The following is a 20,034-nucleotide window of genomic DNA, read 5'->3' on the forward strand; positions in this document are numbered from 1 at the left end:
GAGGAGACCGTTTCCTCCGGATATGAATCAGACCTGAATCGGGTCGACGGGAGTGAGCGAGTCCCGGCGAGGTTGCCGAGCATCCGTGCCCCGGCTTGCTACCGTGGCGAGCGGAGTGCCGTGAGGGCGCTCCTGAACTGGCTTCCGCCGAAGGAGTACGCGATGAGCACCCAGAACCCCGAGCCCGGATCGCCGACCGACCCGAGCACTCCGGCGGCTGCCCAGACCGCGTCTGGCTCCGCGCGTCCCACGACCGCATCCGAGCAGCCCGCGGCCGAGCGGCCCGTGGCTGAGCGGGACATCCTCTCCGAGGACACCGTGCAGCAGGACACCATCACCACGGCGGACGGCGTCGGCGCGGACCCGGTCGTCGACGACCGTCGGGTCGCAGACCGCGCCGACACGGCCTCGGACGCCGGGGTGCGCGAGACGCGTCCGTACCAGCCGCACACGCCGCAGCGCGCGTACTCGAACATCGACTTCGACGACGACGACACCGCCGGCACCCCGACGTCGACGGCGGCCACCCGGCAGGCCGACACCGGTGCCCACCCGTACCCCGCCGCGGCCTACGAGCCGGTCGCCCGCTCCGGCGCGACCGAGACCGCCACCGCCGCCGAGACCGAACAGCAGCAGGCCTTCCCGCTGTACGTCCAGGCACCCTCCGAGCCGGAGGTCCGCGGCAACCGCGGCTTCGGCATCCTCATCGGTCTCCTCGGCACCATCATCTTCGCCGGCCTCTACGCGGCGGCCGTCGCGGGCCTCCAGCTGGTGCTGGAAGGCGACGGTACGTTCGTCGAGAACCTCATCCAGATCGCCACCAGCTGGCCGTTCCTCATGGCCGCCGCAGGCTTCTTCCTGGCCTGGGTCGTGACCGCGACCATCGTGAACCGTTCCGGCTGGGTGCACTGGGTGCTCGGCGGTTTCATCATCGGCCTGGTCGTCTTCCTCGCGTGGGTCGGCGGGTTCCTGATCCAGGAGCGCGCTTGGACGCTCAGCATCGACGAGATCCTCGCCGAGGTCACCGGAGTCGCCTTCACGTTCGGGCCGGTCCTCGCCTTCGTCGTCGCCCGCGAGATCCCCGTCTGGTTCGGTGGCTGGATCGCCGCCCGCGGCCGCAAGGTGCGCGAGGCGAACCTCGAGGCGCGTGCCGAGTACGAGCGCGTCCTCGAAGCCGGACCGACGACCGCCCGCTGAGCATGACCGGTGACGCGGACGGAGAACGCGGTCCCTGGTGGATCGCCCCGTTCGCAGCGGTCACCTACGTGGCACTCGTCGTCTGCGCCTTCGGGTTCATCAGCCTGCTGGCAGACCTCGACGTCGTGACCGACCCGGACGCCGGCCCACTGACCGGTCCGCTCATGGTCGTGGTCGCAACGATCGTGGTCCTCTGGGGGATCATCCGTGAGACGCGCCGCACCCCGCTGCGCGTCTCGGTCGGCTCCGCGGTCCTCGCAGGGCTCCTCGCCTGGCTCGCGTACGGCGTGAGCGGCGGCGTGTTCGACGCGATCGCCAGCCGGGACGGAGCGGACGCCGCCGCCTTCGCCGTGACGACACTGACCGGGCCGTTCTCGGTCACCGTCGGTGTGCTGGCGCTCGTCATCGTCCTCGCGGCCGCCGCCGTCGCCACGTCGTCGACCGGGCGGCGTCCGACCCCGCGCTGGCCGTGGGAGCACGACGCGCGGTGAGCCGATGCGACGTCCACCCCGGGCCCGCCCGCGCGGTGCGCTGCTCGACCCTCCCCACGAGGGCGACGGCGTAGGCGATAATCGATCCGTTGCCGTCGTCGGCCGACGGCGCTTGGGGAGGAACCACCGATGAGATCACCCGACCTGACCGACACCGGTCTGGATCTCGACCTCGCGGGGACCGCTGACGACGTCGTCGCGCTCGTCCAACGTGCGGTCGCCGCCTCCGGTGAGGATGCGCAGCAGACCAGGCATTACGTCGCGATCGACGGTGGGACGAGCGCGGACATCCGCCTGCGGGTCGTCTCGGTCGACGATCCGGCTCCGCTGCTCGCGTTCGCGATCACGACCGCCCCGTCCGCACGGGGAACGGCCGCCGCGACGTTCATCATGCAGCACGGCGTCCAGAAGCGTCGGCGTCAGCGCTCGTTGCTCGGGCAGGAGCCGTTCCTCGGCTTCCTGCAGGCCCTCGCCGGGCTCGTCTCCGATGCCGATCCCGGCGCGTCCGCAACCTTGCGCGTGCAGGGTGCCCGCACGGTCCTGGCTCCGCGCGCAGCGGTGTCGACCGGAAGCGAGCCGGCCGTCCCCGAGACGGCACCGGCGAGTGCGCCGGTCACAGGGGCACCGGCCATCCAGAGCTGGGTGCCAGCGGCCGTCGAGGAGCAGGCCCCGGTACAGGCGCACCCTGCGGAGATCCCCGCCCAGAACTCCGCCGCGTCGACTCCGGTGTCAGAACCCCCGGTCACGGGAGCAGCTTCCGAGCCGTGGACTGAGGCTCAGGCTTCCGAGGTTCCGGCGGCCGAGGTTCCGGCGGCCGAGCCGCATGCCGGCCCGTCTGAACCGGCTCCCGGGGTCGCGTCGGTAGTCGCTGCACCTCCAGCGTCCGCAACTCCCGCATCCCCGCCACAGTTCCGTGAGCCTCCGACGGCCCTCGCCCACACGCACGCTCCCGCGGCGTCGACGTCCTCGGTGCCGCCGGAGCTGCAGATCACCGTCCCGCCCGGCTTGATCGCCGGTGCTCCGGCGGGTCCCCGACCGGCCACGCCCGAACCGGTCCGGCCGACCGACGGCGTCGCGGTCCAGGCGGAGGATGTGGGAGCCACGGTCGTCTCGTCGTCGCTGCGTGCGGGGGACTTCGCCCTCGAGCTCCCCGGCGGCGAGCGCATCCCGCTCAGCGGGCCGGTCCTACTCGGGCGAAACCCCTCGGCGCGGCCGGAACAGCCCGACGCCGAGCTGCGTGCACTCGTCGACCCGCGCATGTCCGTCTCGAAGACGCACACGGTCGTCGTACCCGGTCGGCGGTCGCTCCGCGTGACGGACCTGCACTCCACGAACGGCACGACGATCACGGACGCGTCCGGCGCCGTCACCGTGTGCCAGCCAGGCGAGGCCTACGTCGTCGAAGCCGGTTCGACGATCGGGATCGGGGAGTTCCCGATCCGCGTCGTGGTCGCGGGCTGACCCACTTCGCGCATGGGGAGTGCTCCCCATCGTCGCGTCGTCCTCGCTCGGTTACGCTGAACGACGTACACGCCGGACCACTGTCCGGTACTGCGGTGCAGACCACCGGTGCCGAGGCTACGAAGGGGAATGATGAGCGAGCAACCACTCGTCGTCGACGGGGACCAGATCCTGGCCGTCGCCGCGCCACTGACACCCAGCGGATCCGGGCTTCCACAGAACGTCCCCCTCGACTTCTCCGGCAGCTGCAGCAGCGCGGTGACGACGGCCGCGGAGAGCTTCGCGATGTGGGTGTCCGTGCACGTCTCCCTCGCCGGCGGAGCGATGGTGGAGGCCGGTCGGGTCGCAAGTGAGACGGTGAGCGTCTGGCAGCAGACGGAAGCGGCGATCGCGGAGGAGGCACAGGGCTGATGGCGAACTGGACTGCAGATGATCCCGGGCGGATCGATTCGGGTGCGCTCGGCACCACCGCGACCACCATCCAGACGACGGAGACGGCCCTGACCGATGCACGCGCCGTTGCGCTCGCCGCGCAGGGCGGGATCACGGACGCGATCTGGACGGGCGACGCCGCGGCCACGTGGGTGTCCTCCCTGTCGACGCCGATGGGGAAGATCGACGCGGTCGTGCCGGAGCTGGCGGCGGTTCGTGCGGCGATCTCGACGTACACGACGACCGTGGACGGCATCAAGTCGCGTGCGGCGACCTACACGGAGATGATCTTCCAGGCCAACATCACCGCGAACCAGCAGTACCTGGACCCCCAGGGCGGCCCCAGCCCACTCGAGCAGGCCCAGCGCGATCAGGTGCACCAGACGGCCGTCTCCGACCGCGCGAGCGCGCAGCGGCTCCTCGACGCGCTGTCCGAGGAACGCGAAGCCGCCGACGCCGCGCTCGTCTCCGCGCTGTCCTCGCCCGGTGGCGACAACTGGGATCGGCAGCAGGCCGCTCTCGCCGCGATCGGCATCACCTCGGCCGGCGACCTCACGCCGACCGCGATCGCGCAGGGCATGGCCGAGATGGCCTCCGAGCTCGGCAACGGCACGTTCGAATCCGAACTGGCGACGCAGCTCCAGTCGCTGTACGCCCTCTACGGCAACGACCCGTCGGTGATGGCGCAGATGAACCTCGCTCTCGGCGGCGAGGACCTCATCTCGCTCATCAGCCGGATCGACGACGCTGGAGCAAACGGCTGGATGGAGGCCGGTGCAGCCCTCCTCCTCGCGCAGTCCGTGCGGAGTGGTCTGTCCGTCGGGTCGCAGCGGTGGACAGACGGGGTGGGGCAGGGGTTCGCCCAGGAGCTGTACAACGGCTCCGCCTCCGTCCACGGTACCGACAGCTGGACGAGCCTTGCGTTCCTCTTCGGCGATGAGCAAGACAGCCCGATCGGCGAGTCGACGACGGTCGGCCTGGCGAACATCGCCGACGAGATGGAACGAGGGTTCCCGGGCGCCAGCGAGGGCCTGTACGGTCCGGGCCAGGGCGTCATGGGCCCGGGCGGGTTCCTGAGTCTCGCCGAGGCCGAGCAGGCCGGGTACGACGTCAACCGGCTCGGTGACTGGACTTCGCGCGTCTTCAGCACCCTCGGGGAGTATCCCGAGGCGGCGATGGACTGGCTGACCTCCACCGAGGATGACCCGTACCGTGACGCCCCCATGTATCCGGACGAGCCGTACGCCTCGGACGATCTGGGTGCGAACCGGATCGAGTACTGGTACGGACGCCGGGACTCGGGCCTCGACGGGTTCGAGGGCGTCCTCGCCCTCTGGGACGGTGCCCAGTCCATCCCGGGCGGGCCGACCGACGGCACCGCGTACAGCCCCGAAGCCTGGGACCGTGCGTCGACCCTCAGCCACGACGTCATCTCGCGGCTCATCGGCGAGCCGCGTGCCACCGAGGACGCCGAGGGCTACGTCGCTGGCAACCCGCACTTCACGAGTGAGAACATCAGCGACTTGGGGAGCGTCAAGCTGGTCGACGCCCTGGCGCCGCAGATCCCGGGGCTCGTCGAGCACCCGATGGTGGGCCAGAACCCGGATGGGGCCTCCGACCCCACGACGTCGATCGATCCGTACGGCGTCGAGGGCGATCCGCGCGTCTACGCCAACCTCTCACCCGAGGCGCTCGCTCGGATCCTCGGGATCGCAGGGAGCAACGGCGGCGGTGCCGAAGCGTTGCAGGCCGTCGTCACCGACTACCAGAACACGGTCCTCGGCGCAGCGGAGCTCGGCCTGTACAGCCCTGTGGACGCGGCCACCCGTGTCTCCATGCTGCAGTCCGTGCTCGACGGCAGCACGGCCGGTGTCGACCTCGGCGAGGCCACGCGTCACGACGAGGCCGTCCAGTCGGCCATCGGTGTCGTCGAGACCGGCGTCGGGATGCTCCCGATCCCGGGGCTCGACAAGCTGGTCGGGACGCTCGGTGACGCTGTCGCCGAGAAAATCGCGAGCGAGGGGATCGGCTACGTGCGCGGGCAGTTGACGGACGCGGCGACCGGCGCGGCCGGCGACGCCTGGGCCGGCTCGCACGACGATCTGCTCACCCAGCTCGAGGACGGCGGTGACGCCCGTCTGCGTGCGACGCAGATCGGTGTCGCCCAGACGCTCATGGAGCTCTCGCCGCCGGAGGGTCTCGTCCCGCCGACCACGAACGACGCCGAGGTCTGGTGGGACTGGGTGCAGGACAACCGGGATGCGCTCGACGACATCATCGACCCGGCTTCCGGGAGCACCCGCACCCTCGCCTCCATCGCCACGAACGCCTCGAACGCCTTCGACGCGTATCAGGCGGATGCGGAGGGTTGATGTGCGGGTGATCGGTCCGGTCGCCCTCGCAACCCTGGTCCTCGGCTCGCTGGTGGCCTGCACGCCGACGGACGACGGACCGGCGCCCATGCCGACGACCGTCTGGACGTCCGCGGCACCGGAGGGTCCCCTCGAAGGCGACCCGTGGGTGGAGACCGTCCGCGCATCCCTGGAGGCGCAGGCGATCGCCGTGAACCGCAACGACTTCTCGCTGGCGTCGCTCACGGAGACGACCTCCTACGACCTGCGGTCGAGGCTCTACAGCGCCGCCCGTGACCAGGTGACCAGCAGTGGGAGCACCGAGATCCTGCCCGGACCACTCCCGTTCGCCCCTGTCGAGGTGACCGGCGTCCCGGAGGACGCGACCGGGTCCGTCCGCGGGTGCGTCGCCGAGCAATGGGCGAGCGAGGGCGGCACCCCGCCGGCCGTGCCCGGTGCGCGCGGTATCGAGTACCGGCTCGCCCAGGAGGACGGGTCCAGGACCGTCACGTCGACGGTCAACGTCCCGGACCTCGACTGCTCGACCGTCGACCCGCCCGTCGCCCTGTTCGACCCCGCACCGGAACCGTCGACCGTCGACGACGTCGAGCGGATCATCCGGCCGACCCGAGACTGATCCGGCCGGTCCGAGATCGAGGCCGGTACCGCTTCCGTCGCTAGGCTGATCGAGGTCGCGTCGAGCGGCCCGCACTTCCAAGGGGATCCTGCATGCGCATCAAGCTGACGTTGACCAGGCCGTCGGGGTCGTCCGCCGACATCGTCGTGACGACGGACGCGGCGGCGAGCATCGCGGAGGTCGCGTCGACCATCGCGCGCGTCGACCCGCAGGGGCCGGACTCCGCGAACGCCGACTTCACGCTGCACGCGCGCTTGCCGGGATCGACCGAGACCTTGCCGCTCCCGCCCGAGGCCCCCATCGGCGAGGCGTGGGTCGGTTCGGGTGCCGTCATCGAGCTCGCCGACGCGGGGGTGTACTACTCCGCGGCGCGCACCGGCCAGGCGCCCGCCGTCGCCGTCGTGCGGGTCCTCTCCGGCGACGACGCCGGCCGTGAGTTCACCCTGCCGGCCGGCAGCTGGACCATCGGACGTGAGGCGAGCTGCGACATCGTCCTCGACGACCCGCTCGTCTCGAAGCGGCACGCACGCCTCGAGGTCGGCGGCGAGATCGAACTCGTCGACCTCGGCGCCGCCAACGGCATCGTCGTCGACGGCGGCATCGTGCCTCGACTCAAGGTCATCGAGCCGGAGCGCGTGCTCATCGGCGACACCGAGGTCGAGATCGGCTTCGCCGGGACCGTCGGTCGCGCGGGTGTCGTCCCGAAGGCCGGGCCGGTGTACTTCAACCGCTCGCCGCGCGTCGAACAGCGCTACGCGGGGGAGACCTTCCCCGCTCCCGAGCCGCCGACCGAGCGCGAGAACCAGCCGTTCCCGCTCCTCGGCATGCTCACGCCCATGCTCCTCGGTGGCGCGATGTACTTCTTCACGAAGAACCCGCTGTCACTGATCTTCATCGCCATGACGCCGCTCATGCTCATCGGCAACTACTTCACCGGTCGCGGGCGCAACAAGCGCAAGCTCAAGCAGCAGATCAAGATCTTCGACGAGAGGCTCGAGTCCCTCGGCAAGCAGCTCGCGGCCGAGCGGGAGATCGAGCACGACGTCCGCATGCGTGAGGCACCGTCCACCTCCGAGGCGCTCAAGCACGCGCTCACACGGGGGCCGCTGCTGTGGACCAGGCGCCCCGAGCACTGGTCCTTCCTGAACCTCCGACTCGGCGTCGGCACGATGCCGTCGCGCAACGAGGTCTCGGCGAAGGCCCGCGACAGCTTCCTGCCGGAGTTCCAGGAACGACTCGAGAAGCTCAAGGACCAGTACGCGACCGTCGCCGACGTGCCGATCATCGACAACCTCTACGACGCCGGCGCGCTCGGCATCGCCGGTTCACCGCAGACGGCCGGGGGCGCGGTGAACGGCATCCTCGTCCAGCTCACCGCCCTCCACTCGCCGGCCGAGGTCGTCGTCTCGGCGATCGTCTCGCCCGCGTGGTCGAACGCCCTCTCGTGGGTCAAGTGGCTCCCGCACGCGTCCTCGCCGAACAGCCCGCTCGACGTCGGCCACCTCGCCGACAGCGTGTCGAGCGGCAACCTGCTGCTGGCCGCGATCGAGGAGCTCGTCCAGACCCGCCTGCAGGCGGCCCGGGCCGGCGACGCCCGACGCGGAGCCATCTCCGAGAAGCAGGCGGCCCAGGAGCGCGGCGCGGAGATCGGGACGAAGAGTTCCAACGACACCGGCACGAAGTCCCCCATCCCCGCGATCGTCCTGCTCATCTCCGACGACGTCGGCGTCGACCGCGCACGCCTCGTCCAGCTCGCCGAGATCGCGGCGGACGCGGGGGTCTTCCCGATCTGGATCGCCGACGATGTCGTCTCGCTCCCCGCCGCCTGCCGCACCTTCCTGCAGGTCCCGGAGGCCGGGGCCGGCGTCGACGCACCGGCGACGGTCGGCATGGTCCGCCTCGGGTACTCCGTCGACGACGCCCGCCCGGAGTTCGTCGACCCGGTGACGGCCCTCGACTACGCGCGACGCATGGCGTCCGTGATCGACGCCGGCGCCCTCGTCGAGGACTCGAGCGACCTCCCGCGGTCGGTGTCGATGGTGACGCTGCTCGGGCCGGAGCTCACGACCTCGAGCGACGCCGTGGTCGACCGCTGGCGGCAGAACTCCTCGATCCACGACCGCACGCCCGGGCTCCCGCCGAAGCCCCGACGGGCCGGCCAGCTGCGCGCGACCGTCGGATCGGGCGGTGTCGACGCCATGCACCTCGACCTCCGCGCCCAGGGCCCCCACGCCCTCGTGGGCGGGACGACGGGTGCCGGTAAGAGCGAGTTCCTGCAGGCCTGGGTGCTCGGGATGGCGGCCGAGTACAGCCCCGACCGCGTCTCGTTCCTCTTCGTCGACTACAAGGGCGGCTCGGCCTTCGCGGACTGCGTGACGCTCCCGCACTGCGTCGGACTCGTCACCGACCTCAGCCCGCACCTCGTCCGCCGGGCGCTCACGAGCCTCCGCGCCGAGCTGCACTTCCGCGAGCACCTGCTCAACCGGAAGAAGGCCAAGGACCTCCTCGAGCTCGAGAAGCGGGGCGACCCCGACTCACCACCCGCCCTGGTCCTCGTCATCGACGAGTTCGCGGCGCTCGTCGGCGAGGTCCCGGAGTTCGTCGACGGCGTCGTCGACATCGCCCAGCGCGGTCGCTCGCTCGGGATCCACCTCATCATGGCGACCCAGCGACCCGCCGGTGTCATCAAGGACAACCTGCGCGCGAACACCAACCTCCGCGTCGCGCTGCGCATGGCCGACGAGTCCGACAGCCAGGACGTGGTCGGCGTCAAGGACGCGGCGCACTTCGACCCGGGCGTCCCCGGCCGCGGCATCGCGAAGACCGGTCCCGGTCGCCTGAGCATCTTCCAGTCCGGCTATGCGGGCGGCTGGACGAGCGACGAGCCCAAGCGTTCCGACATCGAGGTCCGGGAGCTTCGCTTCGGCGGCGAGACGCGCTGGGAGGAGCCCCGCGCGGCCGACGCCGAGGAGGAGCGCGACCTCGGCCCCACCGACCAGCAGCGGCTCGTCGCGAGCATCATCGCCGCAGCCGACAGGGCATCCATCCCGGCGCCGCGACGGCCCTGGCTCGACGAGCTGGCGCCCGTCTACGACCTCAGTAAGCTCCGTCAGCGGTCCGACGCCGAACTGCTCATCGGTGTCGCCGACCTCCCGGACTCGCAGGAGCAGCGCCCGGTCTACTTCCGGCCTGACGTCGACGGCCACATCGCCGTGTTCGGCACCGGCGGATCGGGCAAGAGCACCGTCCTGCGGACCCTCGCCACCGCGGCGGGCATCACGCCGCGTGGCGGTCCGGTCGAGGTGTACGGCCTCGACTTCGGCGCGGGCAGCCTCCGCATGCTCGAGGCCTTGCCGCACGTCGGCTCGATCATCCCCGGCGACGACCAGGAGCGCGTCATCCGACTGCTCCGCCGGATCAAGGAGATCGTCGACGAGCGCAGCGTCCGGTACGCCGAGGCGAACGCGTCGTCCATCACCGACTACCGCCGCGTCTCGGGTCGCAACGACGAGCGCCGCATCCTGTTGCTCGTCGACGGCTTCCAGTCCTTCCGGCAGGAGTACGAGACGACGCTCGGCCTGTCCTCGTGGTACACGCTGTTCCAGCAGCTCATCACCGACGGCCGGCAGCTCGGCGTGAACATCGCGTTCTCGGCCGACCGCCCGGGCTCCGTCCCGACGAACATCAGCTCCGGTGTGCAGCGACGCGTGGTGCTGCGCCTCGCGGACGAGACCGGCTACCAGCTCCTCGGTGTGCCGAAGGACATCCTCGGCCCCGAGTCGCCCGCCGGCCGGGCGATCGTCGACGGTCTCGAGGTCCAGGTCGCGATCCTCGGTGGTTCGCCGGTGCTCTCGGACCAGTCGGTCGCGACAGTCCGGCTCGCGGAGGCCATGTCCCGCGCGGGAGCCACGATCACGGCCCCGCCGATCGGCGCACTGCCGAAGGAGATCGAGGCGCGCGAACTGCCCGAGCGGGTCGGCGACCGCCCCGTACTCGGCATCGGCGACGCCGACCTCGCACCGATCGGGTTCGACCCGTCCGGCGCGTTCCTCGTCGGCGGCCCTCCCGGCAGCGGTCGGACGAACGCCGTCGCATCCCTGGTCGGCGCCATGCGACGCTTCGATCCGGCGACGCGCTTCGTCTACTTCGGCTCCAAGCGCTCGGAACTGCTGCGGGAGCTGCGCTTCGACGAGTCGGCCGTCACCCCCGAGACGATCGCCGAGCAGGCGAAGGCGCTGTCCGCCGCGATCGCGGCCGAGACGGTGACCGGCCGGACGGTCGTCGTCATCGAGACGCTGTCGGACTACCTCAACGGCATCGCCGACCCGCCGCTCGTGGAGCTCATCAAGGCCATCAAACGCAGCGACCATCTCGTGATCGCCGAGAACGAGGTGTCGGGCTGGTCGTCGTCCTGGCCGCTCATGGGCGAGATCAAGAGCGCCAGGCGGGGCATCCTGCTGCAGCCGGAGCAGATGGAGGGCGACCTCGTCCTCCGGACGACCTTCCCCAGGCTCGCACGCAAGGACTTCCCGCAGGGGCGCGGGATCTACGCGAACCGCGGTGCACTGTCGCGCGTGCAGCTGCCGATCGTGCCCGAGTTCCCCGTCGCCTGAGCGGCGTCGTCCCTGGGTGGGGACTGCATGGGGAGTGCTCCCCATGTGCTCCCGCGAGGCGTTGTGGTTACATGATGAAGGCACCGACGGTGCCGGTGACCACAACGAAGGAGCAAGACTCATGGCCAACATCAACGTCAACTACAGCGAGATCAAGCAGGCCGCCGTCAACCTGACGACGGGTAAGGGCGAGGTCGAGACCACGCTCAACCGCCTGCAGACCCTCATCAACAACCTCGTGTCCTCCGGGTTCCAGACCGACACCGCGTCCGGCACCTTCAACGAGACCTACACGGCCTTCACGCAGAGCGCGACGGTCACGATCCAGCACCTCGACAAGCTGTCGGGCTACCTCAACAACGCTGTGACCACGCTCGAGCAGACCGACGCAGCGCTCGCTGCCGGCGCCGGCCAGTAGTCACCACCGTCGGCTTCGCTCTGCGCGCCCTCCCGACCACGTGTCGGTGAGGGCGCGCGGGTTTTCCGGCGAAGTCGACCCACGGCGACAGCGACGCAGCATCACCCGACGAGGAGCGAGCAGTGTACGGCGACACCCAACAGATCCGCCTCCGCGCGACGGAGCTACGAACCCTCGCGACCGAGGTCCGTAGCCGTGCCGGAGACCTCCGCTCGGCCGCCGAGCTCGCGTGGACCTCCACCGCGGCGGAGACCTTCATCGAGCAGCTCGGCACCCGGGCGGTCTCGCTCGAGAACTCGGCGACGCAGCTCGACGACGCGGCCGACAAGCTCGACGCGCACGCGACCGCCGTCGAACACGTGAAGCAGCTCATCGAAGATGCCGCGCGTTGGGTAGGCGACCGCTGGAACGACGCGGTGAACCTCGTCTCCGGCGCGGTCGAGACCGTCAAGGACGGTGCCGCGAAGGTGTTCGAGTTCTTCGGCCAGGAGGTCCCGGACTTCCTCGTGCACCAGGCCAAGGACATCGTCGCCTCCACGCCATCGCTTCCGACACCCGGTGACCGCAGCTGGCTGGACCTGGCAGACCTCTACCGCAGCCGAGGATGGACCCCCTGATGCCCATGACCCGTACCCGCCCGGCTCCGGCAGCGGCAGCCTTCCTGCTGACCGCTGACGAACTCCACGTCCTGGAGCACCGCACCCCGCACATCGTGCTGCCACCCGCCTTCCACACCGAATGGGGTTCGGACGTGCAGCCCGCCGAAGTCCGTGAGCGCGAGCAGCGAGCCGTCGCGCGGCTCCGGGAGCGGCGACTCCTCGCCGGCGGCGACGACAGCCTCCCGGACGACCTCACCGCTGACGTCGATCCCGATTTCGCCGCCTTCCTGTCGATGCCGCAGTTCGCGACGGCGGCCGTCGACGCCTCCTGCTGGACCCTCGACCGGACGGCGATCCAGTCCGTCTCCGTGATCGGCGCGCACGCTCTGGCGCTGTTGCGGACGCAGCGGGTCGACCACTCGGACGCGTCCGTCGCCGAGCACGGCACGGCCGCGCGCGACGAGGACGCCGTCGAGATCCGCGCCTTCGACACCGCCGGCCTGGCGCAGCAACTCCTGCGACCCCTCTCCGCGCTCCACGACGTCCCCGACACGCGGGGCCGTTCGACCGAGGTGGTCGTCCTCCCGCTCGCGGACGCCGAGGCGCTCGTCCTCGCGCTCCGACAGGACCGACCGGACGTCGTCGGCGCGGTCGTCGAACAGCTCCACAGCCCGCAGGCCGCAGTGCTCCTCGGCGGCGTCGCCCAGCGGATCGACGGCGGCTTCCGGCTCGACGCTTTCTCCCGGAGCGGGGAGCCCATGAGACGGTGGACCGACACGTGGCTCCGTGGTGCCGACGGCTGGGTCGCCGTGTCGGTCGACACTCCGGACGTCGAAGCGGCGGGTATGGACCCGTCCACCGTCGCCGAGGGGACCCGGGTCTCGCTCCGGGCCGTCCGTCGCGCGGACATCGTCGCCGAGGTGTTGGCGATCGCCGCGACCATCCAGGGAGCACGGGCATGAGCGGTATCACGGTCTCCGGTGGAGCCGGAGGCGTCGGCGCGAAGCTCGACGACATGCGACTGCAGGCGCAGCAACTCGCCACATTGTCGACCGAGCTGATCGGGCGTTCGGGCACGGCCGCTGCGAAAGCGGTCGACGGCGACCTGCTCGAATCCATGATCCTGTCGCCGGTGACGGGGGCGGCTGCAGAAGGCGCCATCGTCCTCGCCTCCGGTTCCCTGCTCCTCGTGGCGACCGAGACCGGCGTCTCGGCCGTCTTCCTGGAAGGCGCCGTGGTCGCCTACGAGACCGCCGACCAGCTGATCGCCGCAGCGACCGTCGCCCTCCACAACGGGGTCGCCTTCGTCATCGGCGTCCTCGCGGTGCCGGTCGGCCTCGTCGCAGCTGCGGGCGTGGCGGTGGTGGGCGGGGCGTGGATGCTCACCGTGGCAGGCGTCAACGTCGTCGTCGAGGGTGTCGACTCGCTGGTCGAGGGCGCCGAGCAGACGCTGGACCAGATCGGCGACAACCCCTGGCTGCTGCTCTCGCCGGCCGGCGTCGCGGGACTGTTCACCGCCAACTCGATCGCCGCCTACTCACCGCAGGAGGTCATCGACCGGACCGCCGCGACGTATGCGGACGCGCTCGCGAGACTGCAGGAACTCGCTCCGATCGCAGGTCAGGCGGCCAACGAATGGTTGGGCGACAACGCGTGGATCGAGGACATCCTCACGGACGGCGCGCCAGGCCTGCTGGCCGGCCTCACCTTCCTCCCCGGGTTGTTGCCCGGCTTCAACGGACTCATGTCGGTCGTGACCGGCCAGGGCTGGCCGCCGCTCACCTATGAGCAGGCGATCGACGCCATCGCCACCGGTGGCGGCCGGTTCGGCCTCTTCGAGGATGGCACCGCCGCTCTCGAGGTCGGTGCCGACGGGAAGCCGAAGCCTCATGCCGTCCCGGACACGGACGTGCGGGGGCTCGGCGATCTCATGAACGGTTCGAGCGAAATCGATCGGATCGGCGGCGACGACTTCAGCGACATCCGGATCGTGGAGAGCGCTGGCCCGCCGAAGTCGTACATCGTGCAGATACCCAGTACCCAGGTGTGGAATCCCGACGCGGGGCCCGCCGCGAACGACTCCACCTCCGACGTCGTCGCCATGCAGGGGGAGCAGACCGCATTGGCCTCCGCGGTGCTCGACGCCATGCGCGCCGCGGGCATCTCATCGACCGATCCGGTCATGCTGGAAGGGTTCAGCCTGGGCGGGATCACGGCCGGGTTGATCGCCTCGGACCCGTCGGTACCCTTCAACATCACCCATGTCGCCACCGCGGGCTCGCCGGTCGCGCGATACGACATCCCCGATGACGTCCAGGTGCTGTCACTCGAGTTCGAAGAGGACCCAGTGGCACGGTTGGACGGACGGGACAATCCGGACAGGGCCAATTGGACGACGGTGCAGGGCGACGCACCACGGTTGATCGACCCGGCGACGCAGGAGCTCGAGGAGGATGGCCCGGGAATCGCGTTCTCGCACAATTCGCATCGGTACGAGGAGTTCGCCGATCATGTGGCGAGCGCTGGCGACCCGAGTGTCGATGCCTTCGTCGATTCAGCGGACCCGTTCTTCAGCGGCGATCAGACCGTCGTCGACTACCGGGGGACCCGCCAGTGAGGCGCAGGACGACGGCATCGCTCATCGCATCGGTGCTGCTGAGCGGACTCCTCGCAGGGTGCACGTTCATGCCGAGCGCTCAGCGCCCACCGGCCGGCGATCCGTCCCCGTCCGGTCCGGTTCGGTCCATAGACGAGTCGGTGGAGGCCATCCAGGCCATCGACGGTGTGACTGCTCGCATCGCGCGAGCGAACGACGGATCCAGGGGGTACCTCTCGGTCAACGTGGAACTCGACGAAGCGTTCACCGCGGAGATCGCGGCGGGGGATGGCGAGACACGAGACGCGGCTCTCCTCGACTTCGTTCTGGGACAGGTGTGGTCGCAGGGTGAGGAGTCACCGGAGCAGTACGTGACGTTAGGCGTCACGGGTGCGGGTCGTGACCAGGCCGCCGTCACAGCGGCTCTCGCCCAGATCGGTGTCTCTGCCATCCCGTACTCAGGGCAGTCGGTCTCGCTGAAGCTCGCCGACCTCGAGTCGCGCTACGGTAGCTGGCCGGGGGCAGTCCCCGAACTGCCCGCGACGTTCGGAGGCACGGGATGACGACGATCAAGACCGCGCGGTCCACGCACACCCTGCGCAGCGAGGGCCGGACCGACACCGGGCTGGTCCGACGCCTGAACGAGGACGCGTTCTACGCCGGCGCGCCCGCCTTCGTGGTCGCCGACGGCATGGGCGGGCACGAACGCGGCGAGGTCGCGAGCCGTGAGGTCGCGGCGGCGCTCGAACGCGGCATCCCGATCGGCATGCCGACGACGACCGAGGCGGTCGTGACCACGATCGTCGCCGCCAACGCGGTCATCCGGAGTATCCCCACTCCGAACGGGGTCATCGGCACGACCGTCGCGGGTCTCGCGCTCGTGGCGCTGTCGCCGCAGACCGATCTGCACTGGATGGTGTTCAACGTCGGCGACTCTCGCGTGTACACCTGGGCCGATGGCGCACTCCGTCGGATCACCGTCGACCACTCGGCCGTGCAGGAACTCGTCGACGCCGGTTCCATCACGGAGGAGGAGGCGCGCGAACACCCCGACCGCAACATCGTGACGAAGGCGATCGGTGTCGAGGCCGGCATCGACCCGGACGTCTGGCTCCTCCCCGTCGCCGGGCGGCAGCGGTTCCTCCTCTGCTCCGACGGTCTCACGGGCGAGCTGTCCGACGAGCTGATCGCCGAGGTCCTGTCGCAGGGCTTCGAGGGAGCCGCAGACCGCCTCGTGGAGCTCGCGCTGGCCGCCGGCGGACGGGACAACGTGACCGCGCTCGTCGTCGACGTCGTGTCGACCTCGCTGATGTCCAGCGGCCCCGGCTACGATGACGCGGGTGGTCTCGGGTATCTTGAAGAGACGATGCCGCGAGGCTAGAGGAGTGGCCGTGTACTCGTACGAAATGGAACCGGCCGAGGTCCGCCGTTGGCTCGCTGTGGCGGAGCCCGGCAGACTGGTGCTGGTCGACGCCCAGGGCGACGACACCGCCGCTGCCGCATTCGCCGCGGACCTCCCGGGCGACGCGTCGCTGTCGCTGATCGTCGACCGCCTCGCGGCCGGCGGTCTCTCGAACACGCCCGCGTTCGCCGCGGCCGTCTGGGACGAATCGGGCGCGACGGTCATCGTGCGCGGGCTCGCGGCCGCCGTCGTGACGAGCGCCGCCGGGACCGAGACGGTCCTGGGCGCCCGCGCGACCACCTGGGTCGAGGAACACCACGCCGACGCGGTGAGCGTCACGCTCCGGAGCGACCAGCCGAACCCGTCCGGCGTGCGCCTCCCGCTCGGGTCGGGAGCCGTCTGGACGACCTCCATCACGGCGACCCTCGACGAGGAGGCCACGGCTTCCCTCGCCACTCCGACCACCGACGAGCGCCGACCGACCGAGTCGTCCACGAGCACGCCGACCGCGGCGGAGCAGCTCGCGGCCCCGCCCGTCCACGCGCCCGCCGAGCCCGCTGCATCCGCGGCGACCTCGGACGACGCGGACGACGGGACGGGCGGCGATGAGGCGACCCCGGTTGCGCACGTCGAGCCCGTTCAACCGCTCCACGTCGTGCCGTCCGTCTCCGACACCCAGTTCTTCCACGACGAGGACGACCCGGACGAGACCCCGACGACCCCGGAGGAGCCCGTCGACGAGGGTTACGACTTCCTGTTCGGCCAGACCGTGCTCCGTCCGGTCGGTGCGGCGGCGGTCGACGAGGCCGGCGACGCCGAACGCGCGGCGGCCGAGGCGTCGGCGCACCAGCAGGCGGCCCCCACCGCAGTCGCCGCGCCGGAACCCGCAGCAGCCGGACCATCGGACCTCGGCGACCACGACGGCCACACGATCCTCGCCGAGGATCTCGCCGCATTGCGTGCGCGTCGCGCGGCCGAGACCCCGCCTGCTCGATCGACCACCCCGTCGGCCACGCCGCTCACCTACCTCGAGCTCCCCGGCGGCACTCGCCAGTCGCTCGCCTCACCCGTCGTGCTCGGCCGGGCGCCGAGCGTCTCGCAGGTCCCGGCGTCGATCGTCCCGACGCTCGTCACGCTCACGGGAGACGACATCTCGCGGAGCCACGTGCGCGTCGCGGTCGAGGGCGGCACGGTCGTCGTCACCGACCTCCACTCGCGGAACGGCACGCAGGTCGTCCTGCCCGGTCAGGCGCCGCAGTCCCTGCGACCGGGGGAGCCGACACCGGTGATCGTCGGGACCGTCATCGACCTCGGCGGCGGCGTCGCGCTGCGCGTCCGAGAGGGCTGACGTGCGCCGCTCACCTTCGCAACCGCCGGCCATCCCCGGGCTGCGGTTCGAACGACAGCTCGGAGCCGGTGGGTTCTCCGACGTCTTCCTGTACGAGCAGCAGTTGCCGCGGCGTCAGGTCGCCGTCAAGGTGCTTCTCGCCGAGCACCTCAGTGAGCAGACCCGCGAGGCCTTCGTCGCCGAGGCGAACCTCATGGCGCAGCTCTCCGCGCACCCGTACATCGTCACGATCTACACGGCGGACGTCGCCCCGGACGGCCGACCGTACCTCGCGATGGAGTACTGCGCGGGGCCGAGCCTCGCAGAGCAGGCGAAGCTGCGGCGGTTCGCCGTCGCCGACGCGCTGCGGACCGGCGTCCGCCTGGCCAGTGCGGTGGCGACCGCACACGCCGCCGGCATCCTCCACCGCGACATCAAGCCGGCCAACGTGCTCACGAACGCGTACGGTTGGCCGGCGCTGACCGACTTCGGCATCTCGCAGGCCGTCGAACTCGAGGTGCCGTCGACGGCCGGCCCCGGGCGGCCGGGCGACGTCGGCTCGACAGGCGCCTCGGGTACCCAGACGGTGGGTCTCTCCATCCCCTGGTCACCGCCCGAGATGTTCGAGGACGAGCCGCATCCCGACGTCCGATCCGACGTCTTCTCCCTGGCCGCGACGGTCTACACGCTGCTCGCCGGACGCACGCCGTTCGAGATCCCCGGGCAGTCGAACGGTGCGGCCGACCTCATCAGCCGGATCGAGCGCGGGACCGTCACCCCGCTCGGGCGCGACGACGCACCGGCGTCCCTCGTCGCGACGCTGCAGAAGGGCCTCGCGAAGGACCGCGCCAACCGTTTCGAGAGCGCCGTCGACTTCGCGCGGGCGCTGCAGCGTGTCGAGATGGAGCTGGCCTACGCGCCGACGCCCATCGACATCCCGAACCTCGTACAGCCGCAGTCGCAGGCCCCCCGACCGGACACGTCCAGCAGTGCGTCGGACGAGACGCGGGTCCGGCAGGTCCCGACGGTCGAGGCCCAGCCCCGACCCGGCGTGCCGAGTGTGCAGCCGTCCATCGGAGACGAGACGGTCGTGCGCTCGGCCGGACCGCTCGTCCAACCGATCCAGCCGTCGGCGCCGATCACCGTCGGAGCGGCCTCGGTGCCCTCCGAGACGATCCGCCGCGACCGCCTCGAGACCGCGGCTGCAGTTCCCGCGGAGGATCCCGATGCCGACGCCGCCGGACGGGCCAGACGTCGCCGACTGACCCGCCTCCTCGTCGCGGGCGGCGTCGCGGTGCTCGCGGTCGGCGGTATCGCGGCCGGGATCATCTGGCAGGGCGCCGCCGCCGACCCGAAGCCGACGGCCGCGGCGACCGGGGCGCCCATCCAACTGAGCGACGTCCCCTCGCCGAAGCCGTTCGGGGTGAACATCAGCGAGGACGGCAGCGTCGTGACGTTCATCTGGGACAACCCGGATCCGCAGGACGGCGACTCGTACATCTACCAGGTGACGAGCAGCGGCAAGAACTCGCCGAAGGTACCGACCTCGACGTACGCGGTCGACCTGAAGCCGAGCGCTCCGGGTGCGCAGCTGTGCATCGAGGTGGTGATCGTCCGAGGCGGCGTCACCTCACCGGATCCACTCGAGATGTGCTCGCAGCAGTAGCTGGAGCGAGACGATGACCGACCACAGGGGGACCAGACGATGACCACGGACGAGGCGACGGACACGGCGACGACGAAGACGGCGGTGCGCGTCGAGTTCTGCGGCGAGGAGTACGCCGTGGACGCACGCAAGCCGTTCCTGATCGGGCGCGAGGGCGACCTCGTCGTCGACGAGAACCCCTTCCTGCATCGCACCTTCCTCAGTGTCACCTTCGATGCCGGGCTCTGGTGGCTCACGAACATCGGGAACACCCTCTCCGCGACGGTGACGGACACGACCGGCAACGTGCAGGCGTGGCTCGCGCCCGGTGCCCGGCTCCCGATCGTGTTCCCCGAGCTGCAGGTGTTGTTCAGTGCCGGGACGACGACCTACGACTTCACGATCACCTCGGACCTCGAGTACTTCAGTCCGTCGCAGCTCTCGACGACCACCGCCGGAACCACGACGGTCGGGCCGATCCACCTGACGAGCAGCCAGCGCCTCCTCATCGTCGCCCTGGCGGAGGACGTCCTGCGCCAGGCGTCGCCCGGGCGCGGCGAGATCCCGGCGTCGGCCGCCGCTGCCGCCCGCCTCGGCTGGAGCCAGACCACCTTCAACCGCAAGCTCGACAACGTCTGCGACAAGCTCGACAAGTTCGGGGTGCAGGGGCTCCGCGGTGGGCCGGGGAAGCTCGCGACCGGCCGTCGTGCACGGCTGGTCGAGTACGCGGTCTCGACCCGACTCGTGGACGCCAGTGACCTCCCGCTCCTCGACCACGCCGATCAGGCGGACGTCGGCGGGGGACAACCGGTTCGTGGTTGACCCTCGCAACCGTTTTCCATGACGGACTTCTTTGTTAGAGTGA

General features: G+C 70.8%; 15 protein-coding genes and 1 pseudogene. All 16 read left to right on the forward strand.

Annotation, left to right across the window (positions count from 1 at the left end; genetic code table 11):
* Positions 1–162: 162 nt before the first annotated feature.
* The 16 genes and pseudogenes from EAO79_RS09160 to EAO79_RS09235 all read left to right on the forward strand — a co-directional run bounded on the left by EAO79_RS09160 (position 163) and on the right by EAO79_RS09235 (position 19,991).
* Entirely contained in the window at positions 163–1,197 is a 1,035-nt protein-coding gene (locus tag EAO79_RS09160) for a hypothetical protein (RefSeq protein WP_124768798.1), read from the forward strand.
* A gap of 2 nt (positions 1,198–1,199) precedes the next feature.
* The gene (locus tag EAO79_RS09165; protein ID WP_124768799.1) at positions 1,200–1,688 is read left to right on the forward strand and encodes a DUF6121 family protein; all 489 of its coding nucleotides are present in this window, start codon (positions 1,200–1,202) and stop codon (positions 1,686–1,688) included.
* 129 nt (positions 1,689–1,817) lie between these two features.
* Positions 1,818–3,149 carry an FHA domain-containing protein gene (locus tag EAO79_RS09170; protein ID WP_124768800.1) on the forward strand — a complete coding sequence of 444 codons (1,332 nt, stop codon included), beginning with the start codon at positions 1,818–1,820 and terminating at the stop codon, positions 3,147–3,149.
* Positions 3,150–3,281: 132 nt separating this feature from the next.
* Positions 3,282–3,560, forward strand: a complete 279-nt coding sequence (locus tag EAO79_RS09175; protein ID WP_124768801.1) for a hypothetical protein — start codon at positions 3,282–3,284, stop codon at positions 3,558–3,560.
* Positions 3,560–5,953, forward strand: coding sequence for a hypothetical protein (locus EAO79_RS09180; protein WP_124768802.1), 2,394 nt, complete (start codon positions 3,560–3,562; stop codon positions 5,951–5,953). The genes EAO79_RS09175 and EAO79_RS09180 overlap by 1 nt, the downstream gene beginning before the upstream one ends.
* Positions 5,954–5,960: 7 nt before the next feature.
* A complete protein-coding gene (locus EAO79_RS09185) occupies positions 5,961–6,569 on the forward strand; it encodes a hypothetical protein (RefSeq protein ID WP_124768803.1) in 609 nt (202 codons plus the stop codon).
* Positions 6,570–6,661: 92 nt separating this feature from the next.
* Complete coding sequence (locus EAO79_RS09190; RefSeq protein ID WP_124768804.1) at positions 6,662–11,182, forward strand: FtsK/SpoIIIE domain-containing protein; 4,521 nt, start codon at positions 6,662–6,664, stop codon at positions 11,180–11,182.
* 121 nt (positions 11,183–11,303) lie between these two features.
* On the forward strand, positions 11,304–11,600 hold the full coding sequence (locus EAO79_RS09195) for a WXG100 family type VII secretion target (RefSeq protein ID WP_056008215.1): 297 nt from the start codon (positions 11,304–11,306) through the stop codon (positions 11,598–11,600).
* A 119-nt stretch (positions 11,601–11,719) separates the two neighbouring features.
* Positions 11,720–12,217 (forward strand): annotated as a pseudogene (locus EAO79_RS09200) (hypothetical protein); the annotation flags it as partial.
* Positions 12,217–13,161 carry a hypothetical protein gene (locus EAO79_RS09205; protein ID WP_124768806.1) on the forward strand — a complete coding sequence of 315 codons (945 nt, stop codon included), beginning with the start codon at positions 12,217–12,219 and terminating at the stop codon, positions 13,159–13,161. The pseudogene EAO79_RS09200 and the gene EAO79_RS09205, both read left to right, overlap by 1 nt.
* Complete coding sequence (locus tag EAO79_RS09210) at positions 13,158–14,816, forward strand: hypothetical protein (protein ID WP_124768807.1); 1,659 nt, start codon at positions 13,158–13,160, stop codon at positions 14,814–14,816. The genes EAO79_RS09205 and EAO79_RS09210 overlap by 4 nt, the downstream gene beginning before the upstream one ends.
* 140 nt (positions 14,817–14,956) lie before the next feature.
* The gene (locus EAO79_RS09215; protein WP_164486925.1) at positions 14,957–15,358 is read left to right on the forward strand and encodes a hypothetical protein; all 402 of its coding nucleotides are present in this window, start codon (positions 14,957–14,959) and stop codon (positions 15,356–15,358) included.
* Complete coding sequence (locus EAO79_RS09220) at positions 15,355–16,176, forward strand: PP2C family serine/threonine-protein phosphatase (protein WP_124768809.1); 822 nt, start codon at positions 15,355–15,357, stop codon at positions 16,174–16,176. Before EAO79_RS09215 ends, EAO79_RS09220 begins: the two co-directional genes overlap by 4 nt.
* Before the next feature lie 10 nt (positions 16,177–16,186).
* A complete protein-coding gene (locus tag EAO79_RS09225) occupies positions 16,187–17,545 on the forward strand; it encodes an FHA domain-containing protein (RefSeq protein ID WP_124768810.1) in 1,359 nt (452 codons plus the stop codon).
* Position 17,546: 1 nt separating this feature from the next.
* Positions 17,547–19,190, forward strand: coding sequence for a serine/threonine-protein kinase (locus tag EAO79_RS09230; RefSeq protein ID WP_124768811.1), 1,644 nt, complete (start codon positions 17,547–17,549; stop codon positions 19,188–19,190).
* 39 nt (positions 19,191–19,229) lie between these two features.
* A complete protein-coding gene (locus EAO79_RS09235; protein WP_079705255.1) occupies positions 19,230–19,991 on the forward strand; it encodes a hypothetical protein in 762 nt (253 codons plus the stop codon).
* Positions 19,992–20,034: the final 43 nt, after the last annotated feature.

The organism is Plantibacter sp. PA-3-X8, from assembly GCF_003856975.1.
Taxonomy (GTDB): Bacteria; Actinomycetota; Actinomycetes; order Actinomycetales; family Microbacteriaceae; genus Plantibacter; species Plantibacter auratus.